This window comes from Streptomyces melanosporofaciens, from assembly GCF_900105695.1.
GTDB classification, from domain to species: domain Bacteria; phylum Actinomycetota; class Actinomycetes; order Streptomycetales; family Streptomycetaceae; genus Streptomyces; species Streptomyces antimycoticus.
On record NZ_FNST01000002.1, the window covers coordinates 2,024,689 to 2,038,134 of the forward strand.

At 72.5% G+C, this 13,446-nt stretch carries 12 protein-coding genes and 1 pseudogene; 8 read left to right on the forward strand and 5 right to left on the reverse strand.

Annotated features, from left to right (window positions below):
* The first annotated feature begins 59 nt into the window (after positions 1-59).
* The 8 genes from BLV72_RS11110 to BLV72_RS11145 all read left to right on the forward strand — a co-directional run bounded on the left by BLV72_RS11110 (position 60) and on the right by BLV72_RS11145 (position 7,943).
* Complete coding sequence (locus BLV72_RS11110) at positions 60-1,076, forward strand: LacI family DNA-binding transcriptional regulator (protein ID WP_093461929.1); 1,017 nt, start codon at positions 60-62, stop codon at positions 1,074-1,076.
* The gene (locus tag BLV72_RS11115; RefSeq protein ID WP_093461931.1) at positions 1,073-2,641 is read left to right on the forward strand and encodes a sugar ABC transporter ATP-binding protein; all 1,569 of its coding nucleotides are present in this window, start codon (positions 1,073-1,075) and stop codon (positions 2,639-2,641) included. Before BLV72_RS11110 ends, BLV72_RS11115 begins: the two co-directional genes overlap by 4 nt.
* Positions 2,631-4,574, forward strand: a complete 1,944-nt coding sequence (locus tag BLV72_RS11120) for an ABC transporter permease/substrate-binding protein (protein WP_093461932.1) — start codon at positions 2,631-2,633, stop codon at positions 4,572-4,574. Before BLV72_RS11115 ends, BLV72_RS11120 begins: the two co-directional genes overlap by 11 nt.
* Before the next feature lie 131 nt (positions 4,575-4,705).
* A complete protein-coding gene (gene rbsK, locus BLV72_RS11125; protein ID WP_093461934.1) occupies positions 4,706-5,632 on the forward strand; it encodes a ribokinase in 927 nt (308 codons plus the stop codon).
* Positions 5,629-6,024: a D-ribose pyranase gene (gene rbsD, locus BLV72_RS11130; protein ID WP_093461935.1), complete on the forward strand. Its 396-nt coding sequence runs from the start codon at positions 5,629-5,631 to the stop codon at positions 6,022-6,024. Before rbsK ends, rbsD begins: the two co-directional genes overlap by 4 nt.
* Before the next feature lie 431 nt (positions 6,025-6,455).
* Complete coding sequence (locus BLV72_RS48725) at positions 6,456-6,884, forward strand: hypothetical protein (protein WP_093461936.1); 429 nt, start codon at positions 6,456-6,458, stop codon at positions 6,882-6,884.
* 70 nt (positions 6,885-6,954) lie between these two features.
* On the forward strand, positions 6,955-7,587 hold the full coding sequence (locus BLV72_RS11140) for a SigE family RNA polymerase sigma factor (protein ID WP_093461938.1): 633 nt from the start codon (positions 6,955-6,957) through the stop codon (positions 7,585-7,587).
* Positions 7,584-7,943 carry a hypothetical protein gene (locus tag BLV72_RS11145; RefSeq protein ID WP_093461939.1) on the forward strand — a complete coding sequence of 120 codons (360 nt, stop codon included), beginning with the start codon at positions 7,584-7,586 and terminating at the stop codon, positions 7,941-7,943. The genes BLV72_RS11140 and BLV72_RS11145 overlap by 4 nt, the downstream gene beginning before the upstream one ends.
* Before the next feature lie 41 nt (positions 7,944-7,984).
* Here the strand turns inward: BLV72_RS11145 and BLV72_RS11150 are convergent.
* The 5 genes and pseudogenes from BLV72_RS11150 to BLV72_RS11170 all read right to left on the reverse strand — a co-directional run.
* Positions 7,985-8,200, reverse strand: a pseudogene (locus BLV72_RS11150) (hypothetical protein); the annotation flags it as partial.
* Positions 8,201-8,376: 176 nt separating this feature from the next.
* Positions 8,377-9,207 (reverse strand): sugar phosphate isomerase/epimerase family protein, encoded by an 831-nt coding sequence (locus BLV72_RS11155; protein ID WP_093461940.1) that lies wholly within the window; start codon positions 9,205-9,207, stop codon positions 8,377-8,379.
* Complete coding sequence (locus BLV72_RS11160; protein WP_093461942.1) at positions 9,204-10,373, reverse strand: dihydrodipicolinate synthase family protein; 1,170 nt, start codon at positions 10,371-10,373, stop codon at positions 9,204-9,206. Before BLV72_RS11160 ends, BLV72_RS11155 begins: the two co-directional genes overlap by 4 nt.
* The gene (locus BLV72_RS11165; RefSeq protein ID WP_093461943.1) at positions 10,370-11,530 is read right to left on the reverse strand and encodes a Gfo/Idh/MocA family protein; all 1,161 of its coding nucleotides are present in this window, start codon (positions 11,528-11,530) and stop codon (positions 10,370-10,372) included. Before BLV72_RS11165 ends, BLV72_RS11160 begins: the two co-directional genes overlap by 4 nt.
* Positions 11,531-11,647: 117 nt before the next feature.
* The gene (locus BLV72_RS11170; protein ID WP_093461945.1) at positions 11,648-13,444 is read right to left on the reverse strand and encodes a hypothetical protein; all 1,797 of its coding nucleotides are present in this window, start codon (positions 13,442-13,444) and stop codon (positions 11,648-11,650) included.
* Positions 13,445-13,446: the final 2 nt, after the last annotated feature.

Genomic DNA, 13,446 nt, shown 5'->3' on the forward strand with positions numbered 1-13,446 from the left:
GCCTCCTTCCATGTAATCGATTCCAATCACATGTAATCGATTCCACAAGGAGGTGGACGATGCCGGCCATCAAGGACGTGGCGCGGCGTGCCGGGGTCTCCGTCGCGACGGTCTCACGGGTGCTCAATGACCACCCCTCCGTTCGCCTGGACACCCGTGAACGGGTGCTCGCCGCGGTCGCCGACCTCGGCTATCGCCCCAACGCGGTGGCCCGCTCGCTGCGCACCGATCAGACCCGGACCCTGGGGCTGGTCATCAGCGATGTGCTGAATCCCTTCTTCACCGAGCTGGCCCGCTCGGTCGAGGACGCCGCCCGCGAGCTGGACTACAGCGTGATCATCGGCAACGCCGACGAGCGGCCCGAACTCCAGGACCACCATGTGCGCACCCTCATGGACCGCCGCATAGACGGCCTGCTGGTCAGCCCCACCGACGGCGGCTCCCCGATGATGCTGGCCGCCGCCCGCGCCGGCACCCCCATGGTCTTCGTCGACCGCTGGATCGAGGGCGAGGGCCTGGACGCGGTGCCGGTGATCCGCACCGACGGACGGGGCGCCATCCGCGATCTGGTGGACCATCTGTGCGCCCTGGGACACCGCCGGCTCGCGATCATCGCGGGCCCGGCGGCCACCACGACCGGCCGCGAACGGGTGGACGCCTTCCGCTCCGCGCTGCGCGAGTTCGGTCTGGCGCTGTCCGAGGACCACATCGGCCAGGGGGACTTCCAGGCGGACAGCGGCCGCCGGGTGACCGCCCGCTTCCTCGATCTGCCGCAGCCCCCGGACGCGATCTTCGCCGCGGACAACCTGATGGCGCTCGGCGCGATGGACGAGATCCGCGCGCGGGGGCTGCGGGTGCCGGACGACGTGGCGCTCGCCGCGTTCGACGACATCCCCTGGTTCGTCCACACCGATCCGCCGATCACCGCCGTCGCCCAGCCGACCGGAGCGCTCGGCCATGCCGCCGTACGCGCGCTGATCGACCTCGTCGAGGGGCGGCCCGCCGAATCGGTGACCCTGTCCGCCCGCCTGGTCACCCGCCGCTCGTGCGGCGAGCCCGAAGGGAGCAAGCCATGAGTGCCGAGTCCGAACGGTCCTCCCCCGGCGGGGCGGAGCTGCTGCGCATGGAGGGCGTCCGTAAGACCTTCCCCGGGGTGATCGCCCTGGACGGGGTGGACTTCGATCTGCGCCGGGGCGAAGTGCACGTCCTCCTGGGCGAGAACGGCGCGGGCAAGTCCACGCTGATCAAGATGCTCTCCGGCGCGCACCGCCCCGACGGGGGCCGGATCCTGGTCGACGGCGGCCCGGTGCGCATCAACAGCGCGCAGGACGCCGAGCGGCTCGGAATCGCCACCATCTACCAGGAGTTCAACCTCGTCCCGGACCTCACCGTGGCCGAGAACATCTTCCTGGGCCGCCAGCCGCGCCGCTTCGGCATGATCGACCGCAAGACCATGGACGAGCGCGCCGCCGAGCTGCTGGCCCGCGTCGGGGTGGACGTCGCGCCCCGGACCCGCGTCCGGGACCTCGGCATCGCCCGGCTGCAGATGGTGGAGATCGCCAAGGCGCTGAGCCTGGACGCCCGCGTCCTGATCATGGACGAGCCGACGGCCGTGCTCACCACCGAGGAGGTCGACAAGCTCTTCCGGATCGTGCGCACGCTGCGCGCGGACGGGGTGGGCGTCGTCTTCATCACCCATCACCTGGAGGAGATCGCCGCCCTGGGCGACCGCGTCACCGTGCTGCGCGACGGCCGCAGCGTCACCCAGGTCCCGGCCACCACCGAGCGGGACGAGCTGGTGCGGCTGATGGTGGGCCGCTCCATCGAACAGCAGTACCCACGGGAGCGCACGGACGCCGGTGACCCCCTGCTGAAGGTCCGGGGGCTCACCCGGAACGGCAGCTTCCAGGACATCGGCTTCGACGTGCGCGCCGGGGAGGTGGTGGGCCTGGCCGGGCTGGTCGGCGCGGGCCGTACGGAGGTCGTCCGGGCGCTCTTCGGCGCCGACCCGTACGACTCCGGCTCCGTCGAGGTGCTCGGCCGCCCGCTGGCCCGCCATGACGTGGTGGCCGCCATGCGGGCCGGGATCGGCCTCGTCCCCGAGGACCGTAAGGGCCAGGGCCTGGTCCTGGACGGCAGCGTCCAGGAGAACCTGGGCCTGGTCACGCTGCGCGCCGCCACCCGCGCCGGGCTGGTCGACCGGGCCGCCCAGCGGAGCGCGGCGGCCGGTGTCGCCGAGCGGCTGGCCGTCCGGATGGCCGGGCTCGACCAGCGGGTGCGCACCCTCTCCGGCGGCAACCAGCAGAAGGTCGTCATCGGCAAGTGGCTGCTCGCCGACAGCAAGGTGCTGATCCTCGACGAGCCGACCCGCGGTATCGACGTGGGCGCCAAGGTCGAGATCTACCAGCTCATCAATGAACTCACCGCGTCCGGCCACGCCGTTTTGATGATCTCCAGCGATCTGCCCGAGGTGCTGGGGATGAGCGACCGGGTCCTGGTCATGGCCCAGGGCCGGATCTCGGGCGAGCTGACCGCGCGGGAAGCGACCCAGGACGCCGTGATGGCCCTGGCAGTGAAGGACGTCAAGGGCGCCGACGAAGGAGTCGGCGGCAACGAAAAGGAGGGCTCCCGTGGCCACTGACACGCTTACGAAGGACCCCGGGGGCTCGGCGGTGCTGCGCCGCGTGCTGCTCGACAACGGCGCCCTGAGCGCCCTGGTGCTGCTGGTGGCGGCCATGTCGCTGCTCTCCGGCGACTTCCTCACCACCGGCAATCTCCTCAACGTCGGCGTCCAGGCGGCGGTCACCGCGATCCTCGCCTTCGGCGTCACCTTCGTCATCGTCGCCGCGGGGATCGACCTGTCGGTCGGCTCGGTGGCCGCGCTGTCCGCCACCGTGCTCGCCTGGTCGGCGACCTCACAGGGGCTGCCGGTGTGGATCGCCGTACTCCTGGCCGTCGCCACCGGTATCGCCTGCGGTCTGGTCAGCGGGGCGCTGGTCTCCTTCGGGAAGCTGCCGCCGTTCATCGCCACGCTGGCGATGCTGTCGATCGGCCGCGGCCTGGCCCTGGTGATCTCCCAGGGCAGCCCGATACCGATCCCCGACTCGATGTCCGGTCTCGGCGACACCATCGGCGGCTGGCTGCCCATCCCGGTGCTCGTGATGATCGGCATGGGGCTGATCACCGCGGGTGTGCTGGGCCGTACGTACGCGGGCCGCGCGATGTACGCGATCGGCGGCAACGAGGAGGCCGCCCGGCTCTCCGGAATCCGGGTGACCCGGCAGAAGCTGGTCATCTACGCGCTCTCCGGCGGCTTCGCGGCCGTCGCGGGCATCGTGCTCGCCTCCCGGCTGTCCTCCGCCCAGCCGCAGGCGGCCGTCGGCTACGAACTCGACGCGATCGCCGCGGTCGTCATCGGCGGCGCGAGCCTGTCCGGTGGTGTCGGTAAGGCGTCCGGCACGCTCATCGGCGCGCTGATCCTCGCGGTGCTGCGCAACGGGCTCAACCTGCTGGAGGTCTCCCCCTTCTGGCAGCAGGTCGTCATCGGTGTCGTCATCGCGCTCGCGGTGCTGCTGGACACGCTGCGCCGACGCGCCGGGGCCGGCCCGGGCGCGCCCGGGGCCGCGGCGGGCGGATCGTCCGGTGGCGGCCGTAAGAAGGCCGTCAACGCGGGCAAGTTCGCGCTGGCCGCCGTGGTCGTCGCCGCCATCGCCGTCGGCGCCTCCGTCTGGCGCTCCGGCTCCTCCGGGGGCGCGTCCACCAAGGTCGGCCTCTCGGTCTCCACGCTCAACAACCCCTTCTTCGTCCAGTTGAAGGCGGGCGCCCAGGAGGAGGCCAAGCGGGCCGGGGTCAGCCTCACGGTCACCGACGCCCAGAACGACGCCTCCCAGCAGGCCAATCAGATCCAGAACTTCACCAGCCAGAACATGAAGTCGATCATCATCAACCCGGTCGACTCCGATGCCGCGGGCCCCTCCGTCCGGGCCGCCGACAAGGCGGGCATCCCGGTGCTGGCCGCCGACCGTGGCGTCAACAAGGCGAAGATCGCGACCCTGGTGGCCTCGGACAACATCACGGGCGGCAAGCTGGCCGCCAAGACGCTCGCCGAGCGGCTCGGAAAGAAGGGCACGATCCTGGTGCTGCAGGGGACCCCCGGCACCTCCGCCTCGCGTGAGCGCGGTAAGGGCTTCGCGGAGGGCCTCAAGGCGTACCCGGACATCAAGGTCGTCGGCAAGCAGACCGCCGACTTCGACCGGGCCAAGGGGCTGGATGTGACCACCAATCTGCTCCAGGGCCACCCGGGCATCGACGGGATCTTCGCCGAGAACGACGAGATGGCGCTCGGTGCGGTCAAGGCGCTCGGCTCCAAGGCGGGCAAGTCCGTGGACGTCGTCGGCTTCGACGGCACCCCGGACGGGCTCAAGGCCGTCGAGAACGGCACCCTCGCCGCGACCGTCGCCCAGCAGCCCAAGGAATTGGGCCGGATGGTGGTGCAGAACGCCGTCAAGGCGGCCAAGGGGCAGAAGATCGACGGCACGGTGAAGGTGCCGGTGAAGGTCGTCACTGCGAAGTGACAAACGAAAGGAATTGGGCCGGATGGTGGTGCAGAACGCCGTCAAGGCGGCCAAGGGGCAGAAGATCGACGGCACGGTGAAGGTGCCGGTGAAGGTCGTCACTGCGAAGTGACAAACGAAAGGACGTGCGGATGCACGACTACGACCTGCTGGTCGTGGGGTCGGCCAACGCCGATCTGGTGATCGGAGTCGACCGCCGCCCCGGGGCCGGCGAGACCGTCCTCGGGTCCGACCTCGCGGTCCACCCGGGCGGCAAGGGGGCCAACCAGGCCGTCGCCGCCGCCCGGCTGGGGGCCCGGACGGCGCTGCTGGCCCGGGTCGGCGACGACGACTACGGCCGACTGCTGCTGGATTCGCAAGCGAAGGCCGGGGTCGACACCGTCGGCGTCCTCGTCGGCGGCGCGCCCACCGGGGTCGCGCTGATCACGGTGGACCCCTCGGGTGACAACAGCATCGTGGTCTCCCAGGGGGCCAACGCCCGGCTGACCCCCGAGGACGTCCGGGCCGCGGCGAGCCTGCTGGCCGCGGCGCGGGTGGTCTCGCTGCAGTTGGAGATCCCCCTGGAGACGGTCGCCGAGGTGGTCCGCGCGGCGGGCGCGGGCTTCGGTGGCCGCCCCGGGCCGCGGGTGGTGCTCAACCCCTCGCCGACCGCGCCGCTGCCCACCGATGTGCTGGCCGCCTGTGATCCGCTGGTGGTGAACGAGCACGAGGCGCGGTTCCTGCTGAGCGACGCCCCGGTGGGGTCCTCGGACGACCCCGAGGAGTGGGCCGACGCCCTGCTGTCGCGCGGTCCGCGCTCGGTCGTGGTGACCCTGGGCGCCGAGGGCGCGCTGGTCGCCGACGGCGACCGTACGGTGCTCGTGCCCAGCCCCGCGGTGACGGCCGTGGACACCACGGGCGCCGGGGACGCCTTCACCGGCGCGCTCGCCTGGCGCCTCGGCGTCGGCGACGACCTGCCGACCGCGGTGCGGTTCGCGGTGCGCGTGGGCGCGGCCGCGGTGACACGGGCCGGGGCGCAGGCGTCCTTCCCGAGCACCGAGGAGGTGGCGGCGCTGTGAAGCGATCCGGGATCCTCAACCGCCATCTGAGCGCGGGCATCGCCCTGTTGGGCCACACCGACACGGTGATGGTGTGTGACGCGGGCCTTCCGATACCGGACGGGCCGTTCGTGGTGGACCTCGCCTTCACGGCCGGGGTGCCGTCGTTCGAGCGGGTGCTCACCGGGCTGCTGGACGAGCTGGTGGTCGAAGCGGCCACGGCGGCGCGGGAGGTACGCGACCACAACCCCGGGGCGACCGCCCTGCTCGACCGCCTCTTCCCGGCTCCCGCGCTGGATCTGGTCCCGCACGAGGAGCTCAAGACGATGACGGCACGGGCGAGGCTGGTGGTGCGTACGGGGGAGGCGCGGCCGTACGCGAATGTGCTGCTGCGGTGCGGGGTGCCCTTCTGACGGGTGCGACGCGCGGTCGTCCCCGGGGCGCGGTGCGAGACGTTTCGAGGGGCCCGGCCTTGGCCGAGCCCCTCGTTTCCCCCTCCACGGGGCTTCCTCTCAATCCCCCCGGATCCTCCCCAGGAAGCCCGATGCCAGGTACGACCCACCAGGGGCGGGAACGGTTGCACGGTTTCCGGTAGTTATCGATCCGTTACGTGACGTCAGATCAGGGCAGGGCCGGACGTCGGCTCAGGGCACGGGGCGATCGGCTCCGGGAGGGGGAGCGTCGGCACCCGGAGCGCGGTCGCGGAATTTTTTCCGGGGCGCGACAACCTCGGGTGGGGCCGCACGTCTGGTGGGGTGAAGGCGGGTTCCGGAACGGGTCCTTCGCGCCCTCGGTACGCGCCTCCCCATCAGCGTTCGCTCAATCCTTTCGGGAGTCGTTCCGTATGCAGCACGACCGCGCCAAGAAGCCCAACCGCCGTCTGCGCCCCTGGATTCTGGGGTCGGCCGCCGGTATCGCCCTGATCGTGGGCGGGGGCATCGCCGCCCAGGCGGCCACCGGCGACCGCTCCGGCCCGGCCGAGCCGGCCCCGGCGGCAACCTCGAAGCCCGCGCCCACCAAGCCGCCCACCAGCAAGCCCGAGCCCACCAAGCCGGCGCCCACCCCGCCCTCCACCAGCGCACCGGAGCCCACCAAGCCCGCGCCGACCGAGCCGCCCACCAGCGCGCCCGAGCCCACCAAGCCCGCGCCCACCGAGCCGCCCACCAGCGCGCCCGAGCCCACCAAGCCCGCGCCCACCGAGCCGCCCACCAGCGCGCCCGAGCCCACCAAGCCCGCGCCCACCGAGCCCGCCCCCACCAAGGCCGGTCGCTAGCCGCAACCACGGATGGGGCGGGGCCGGTTCCGGAGCCGGCCCCGCCCCGCCGATGAGGTGAACGAGGACGATGCAGCTCACTCTTGTCCTGCCCTGGTGGACCCGGCTGCTCCGCCGCGCCCGGACGACCGCCTCGACGCCGCCGGTGGAGACGGGGCGCGCCGGGCGGCGGCTGCGGGCGCTGAGGCCGGTGGACGGCCGGGGCGACGGGGAGCCCGGCCCCACGCTGGCCGATCTGTACCAGGCCCGGCGGCTGGACATGATCCGGCTGGCGGTCTTCCTGGTGGACGACCTGCACACCGCCGAGGACGTCGTCCAGGACGCCTTCGCCGCCGTCTGCCGCCGACACGGCTCACGGCTGGACAGCCTCCAGGACGCGCACGCCTATCTGCACACCGCCGTGGTCAACGCCGCCCGCTCGGTGCTGCGCCGACGGCGTACGGCGCGCGCCTACACCCCGCCGTACCAGGGGCCGGGAGCGCCCGTGGACGAGCCGCTGCTGCTCGCCGAGGAACACCGGCAGGTCCTCGACGCGCTGGCCCGACTCACCGCGCGCCAGCGCGAGGTGCTGGTGCTGCGCTACTGGTCGGAGCTGACCGAGGCCCAGATAGCCGAAACCCTGGGCGTCTCCCGAGGCACCGTGAAGTCGACCGCGAGCCGTGCGCTCGTCACTCTGGAAAAGCTGCTGGAGGCGGCCCGATGAGCACTCCCCCACCCGTCGAGGACCGGTTGCGCGCCGCGCTCGACGCCCGTGCGCGGCTCATCGACGCCCATGAGCTGTCCCCGTACCGGCCGCCCACCGGCCCGGCCTGGGGCACCCGGCGGATCCGGCGGGTCGCGTCCGCCGTCGCCGTGGCGGCGGCAGCGGCGGCGGCCGTGGCCTTCCTGCTGCTGTCCGGCTCCCCGGAGGGCAACCGTCCGGCCCCACCCGCCCGCGACCCCCGCCCCTCGCCCCCGGCCACCTCGACCCCCTCGTCCACCACGGGGACTCCGACCCGGCCCTCCCCCACCTCACCGCCCGGACCCCCGACCTCGACCTCCGCCGCCGCCCAGGGCTGACACCGGCCCGCCTCGTACGCCCCCGCCAGCCGCGCTCCCGGTCAGTCCCGGGTAGCACCCTCCGGCCAGATCACCCGAGACCGGACACCGGTGCGCTCGGCGTAGGCCACGACATCGGCCGTGCCGCCGTACCCGCGAGCCGGCTGCCCGTCCCACACAGCGACCAGCTCGTCCACCAGACCTACCAGGATCTCGCTTCCGGCCATGTGCGCCTGGGAGTCCGACTCCGCCATGCCCGTGCGGTGGATGTCGGCGGCCTGCTGGATGAGAGTGGGATCGCTTCGGCCTCACGGTCTCGGACGAAGGGCATCGCCTCTGGTACGAGACGCCTCACGGCCTCTCGTGGCGGCTGCCTGCGTGAGTGAGGCGCGTAACCAGTGCACGAGGGGGCCCCTCCCGGCAGGAGGGGCCCTGGTGTTCTTGGATCCAGTCGTTACAGCACCAGCGCCCGATACCGGTCCGCGACCTCGGCCAGGACCTCCGCGCCGTCCCGGGCCCAGAGGTCCGGGTTGAAGATCTCCACCTCGATCGGGCCGGTGTAGCCCGTGGCGTCGACCTGTTCGCGGAACCAGCGGAAGTCGACCGAGCCGTCGCCGAGTTGGCCCCGGCCCAGGAGGACGCCCTCCGGGAGGGGCGTGATCCAGTCGGCGAGCTGGAAGGCGGCGATGCGGCCGCCCGCGCCCGCGCGGGCGATCTGGTCCGCCACGGTGTCGTCCCACCACAGGTGGTAGGTGTCCACGATCACGCCCACCTGGTCCGCCGGGAAGCGCTCGGCCAGGTCGAGGGCCTGGGCGAGGGTGGAGACCACACAGCGGTCGGAGGCGAACATGGGGTGCAGGGGCTCGATGGCCAGGCGGACGCCGTGGTCCGCGGCGTACGGGGCGAGCTCGCCCAGCGCGTCGGCGATGCGCTCGCGGGCGGCGAAGAGGTCGCGGCTGCCGGGCGGGAGGCCGCCGGAGACCAGGACCAGGGTGTCGGTGCCCAGGGTCGCGGCCTCGTCGATGGCCTTACGGTTGTCGGCGAGTGCCGCGGCGCGCGCCTCGGGCTCGATCGCGGTGAAGAAGCCGCCCCGGCACAGGCTGGTGACGGTCAGGCCCGCGTTCCGCACCAGCTCGGCGGCGGCCGCCACGCCGTACTTCTGGACCGGCTCGCGCCACAGGCCCACGCCCGTGACGCCCGCCTTGACGCAGCCCTCCGCCAGCTCGGGCAGCGACCACTGCTTGATCGTTTCCTGGTTGAGGCTCAGCCGGGACACAGCGCTCATCGGGCGACTCCGTACACGGACAGCAGGTCCTTCATCCGGGATTCCGCCAGCGCCGGGTCCGGGAACAGGCCGAGACCGTCCGCCAGTTCGTACGCCCGCGCCAGATGCGGCAGCGAACGGGCCGACTGCAGGCCGCCGACCATCGTGAAGTGCGACTGGTGGCCCGCCAGCCAGGCCAGCAGCACCACGCCCGTCTTGTAGTAGCGGGTCGGGGCCTGGAAGAGGTGACGGGAGAGCTCCACCGTCGGGTCCAGCAGGGCCCGGAAGGCGGTGGCGTCGCCGGTGTCCAGTCTGCGCACGGCCTCGGCCGCCAGCGGGCCCAGCGGGTCGAAGATGCCGAGCAGCGCGTGGCTGAAGCCCCGGTCGTCGCCCTCGATCAGCTCGGGGTAGTGGAAGTCGTCGCCCGTGTAGCAGCGCACCCCGTCCGGCAGTTTGCGCCGCAGGTCGATCTCGCGCTGGGCGTCCAGCAGGGAGACCTTGATGCCGTCGACCTTGTCGGGGTGGGCGGCGATCACGTCGAGGAAGGTACGGGTGGCGGCGTCCAGGTCGGTGCTGCCCCAGTAGCCCTCCAGGGCCGGGTCGAACATCGGGCCCAGCCAGTGCAGGATCACCGGTTCGGCCGACTGGCGCAGCAGATGGCCGTAGACCTCGAGATAGTCCTCGGGGCCCTTGGCCACCGCGCACAGGGCGCGCGAGGCCATCAGGACGGCCCGGGCGCCGGACTCCTCGCAGACGGCGAGCTGTTCCTCGTAGGCGGCCCGGACCTCGGACACGCCGTAGGGGTAGCCGATCTCGGTGGCGGAGAGCTGGTCGGTGCCGACGCCGCAGGCGATCCGGCCGCCGACCGCCTTCGCCTCGGCCGCCGAGCGGCGGATCAGCTCGGCGGCGCCCGCCCAGTCCAGGCCCATGCCGCGCTGGGCGGTGTCCATGGCCTCGGCCACGCCCAGCCCGTGCGACCACAGGTGGCGGCGGAAGGCCAGGGTGGCGTCCCAGTCGACGGCGGCCAGGCTGTCGGGGGTCACATCGGCGTACGGGTCGGCCACCACATGGGCGGCCGAGAAGACGACGCGGGAGGTGAAGGGGGACCCGGGGGTGAGCGACAGCGGCTCGGTGCGGGGTTCGTAGGGGCGGGTCGTGCCGCCCGGCGCGGGGAGGTGGACGGTCACAGGCTCAGCTCCGGTACGTCGAGCCGGCGGCCCTCGGCCGACGACTTCAGGCCCAGCTCGGCGAGCTGGACACCGCGCGCCCCGGCCAGCAGGTCCCAGCGCCAGGGCTCGTCGAGCGCGACATGGCGCAGGAAGAGCTCCCACTGCGCCTTGAAGCCGTTGTCGAACTCCTCGTTGTCCGGCACCTCCTGCCACTGCTCGCGGAAGGACTCGGTGGCGGGCAGATCGGGGTTCCATACCGGCTTGGGGGTGGCCGAGCGGTGCTGGGCGCGGCACTTGCGCAGCCCCGCGACGGCCGAGCCCTCGGTGCCGTCGACCTGGAACTCGACCAGCTCGTCGCGGTTGACCCGGACCGCCCAGGAGGAGTTGATCTGGGCGATGGCGCCGCCCTCGAGCTGGAAGACGCCGTAGGCCGCGTCGTCGGCGGTGGCCTCGTACGGCTTGCCCTGCTCGTCCCAGCGGGTCGGGATGTGGGTGGTGGCCTGCGCCTGGACGGTGCGCACGGCGCCGAACAGCTCGTGCAGCACGTACTCCCAGTGCGGGAACATGTCGACGACGATGCCGCCGCCGTCCTCGGACCGGTAGTTCCAGGAGGGCCGCTGGGCGCTCTGCCAGTCGCCCTCGAAGACCCAGTAGCCGAACTCCCCGCGCACGGAAAGGATTCTGCCGAAGAAGCCGCCGTCGATGAGGCGCTTGAGCTTCAGCAGCCCCGGCAGGAAGATCTTGTCCTGGACGACCCCGTGCTTGACGCCCGCCGCCTCGGCGAGCCGGGCCAGCTCCAGGGCGCCTTCCAGACCGGTGGCGGTCGGCTTCTCGGTGTAGATGTGCTTGCCCGCCGCGACGGCCTTCTTGATGGCCTCCTCGCGGGCGGCGGTGACCTGGGCGTCGAAGTAGATGTCGACGCGGTCGTCCGCGAGCACGGCGTCCAGGTCGGTCGAGACGTCCGCGACCGGGTCGAGGCCGTGGCGCTCGGCCATCTCCTTGAGCACGTGCTCCCGGCGGCCGACGAGCAGCGGCTCGGGCCACAGCACGGTGCCGTCGCCGAGGTCCAGGCCGCCCTGTTCGCGGATGGGGAGGAGAGAGCGGACGAGGTGCTGGCGGTAGCCCATCCGGCCGGTCACACCGTTCATGGCGATCCGCACTGTCTTGCGTGTCACGTGGGTTCTTCTCCTCACCGCGAGTAACAGTAAGCGCTTTCTAAATATGAACGCTAACCGCCCCGCCCCGCCCCTGTACAGAGCGAACACGGGGGCGAACGCGGGACGGTCAGCGCTTCAGCGCAGCGTCAGCCGGTAGCGCAGGGGCGAACGCCCGGTGATCAGGACCCGCTGTCCCGCCGGGGTCAGATCGCCGGCCATCCAGCTGTAGCGCTCGCCGGAGTCCACGACGGCGGGCTGGCGGGGGCCGCTGCCGTTGCCCGGTCCGAAGGTGATCACGTCATCGTCCGCCGTATAGGTCCCGTACCCCTTGACCAGCTGATACGTGTCCTTCTGGCCGGGCACGGGGTCGACCCCGGTCAGCTTCCCGCCGCCGCGGAAGCACAGTTCGAGGGCGAACGGGACCTCGGACTCACCGATCTCGACGTCCAGGTTCCAGCCGCCGTCGGCCTCCGCGATCCGCACCTCGGTGCGCAGGGTGCGCCACTCCTTGGGGCGGTGCGGAAAGTCCATCGCGGACCAGAACCGGCCGTCGTCCGTCAGCGGATACCGCCCGTCGGGGCGGCGGTGCTGGGGCGGCAGCGGCAGATGGTATCCGGCCCGCACCTCGGCCCACAGCCGCCAGCCGTCCGCCGTGCGTTCCACGTCCTCGGCCCGGAAGTGGCCGAGCGAGAAGAACTGCGGGGACAGCCGGAGCGAGTCCAGGATGGCCGCGCCCTTGCGCCACTTGAAGAACGTCGGGTTGGTGGACAGGCCCGAGGAGATCGCGTGGACGTCGGGGAAGTCGGTGCCACCGAAGACGGTGGTCCGGGTGTCCCCCTTCGCGATCCGCACCAGCCCGCAGTCCCGGTCGTGGAAGGTGAACTCCCCCGGCACCCCGGTGGCCTTGGGCAGCGGCGCGGCCAGCTCCGGATGGTCCAGCACCTCGGCCAGGAAGTCCCCGAGCGGGGTCTCGTCGAAGGTCTGGTCGGCCCCGCGCCGCTGGATGGTGGCGGCGACGGCCGCGAACCGCCCGTCCCGCTCCCGCGGCGCCAGCGCCCGGAACTGCAGCCAGTACTCGGACAGATGCTTGAGGGTCTTCTGGTCCTGACGGCGCGAATGCACCGTCTCCACCTCGCCGTTCGGCTCCATGAGGTGCATAGTGGCTTCCAGGTTCCGGCGCACATGGTCGTACAGCCGCGGGCGCTCGGTGAGCCGGGCGAGGGTCAGCAGCGACGGGTTGGTGACGATGGGCGCGTAGGTGGCGCTGCGCTCGCTGTACTGGCCGCTGTCGTACTGGTCGATGCCCTCGGCCAGCCAGGCGTCGATACGGCGGGTGAAGCGGGCGTCGGGCCAGAAGGAGTTGATCCGGGCCAGCGCGGCGCACACCTTCCAGCGGTGGTTGGGCGTGTGCACCCCGCCGGTGGACAGGCCCCTGCCCGCCTTGAGCAGGATCGTCTTCAAGCCGGCGCAAATCGCCCGGGTGCCGATGTGGCCGTCCGCGTCCAGCAGGCCGTACACCAAGCCCAGATCGACGATCGAGAAGGCGGTGTCCGGGGGCGAGTGGACCGCGCCCTGGTCGTAGAGCCCGTCGTCGAACTGGGCGGCGGCCAGCGCGTCCACGAGCCGGGTCATCGGCGCGAGCAGCGCGCCGTCGTGGTGGTGGGCGGCGTCGCCCCACACATGGACGGAGGCGAGCAGCCGCAGGCTGCGGGCGGCGGGGCGGGCCTGGCCGAGGTTGTCGAGCTGGTCGAGGACCGCGTCGAGCCCGTCCACGACCTCGGCCACCCGGGCGTCGGCCGCCTCGGTGAGCAGGGCCAGGAACGGCTTGTCGACCCGGCCCGCGGCCGAGGCGGCACCCGGAGCGCCGATGGCCGGCAGCGCGCCGGCGACGGCGGTCCCGGCGAGGAAGTGACGGCGGGGCAGGGGTGTCATCG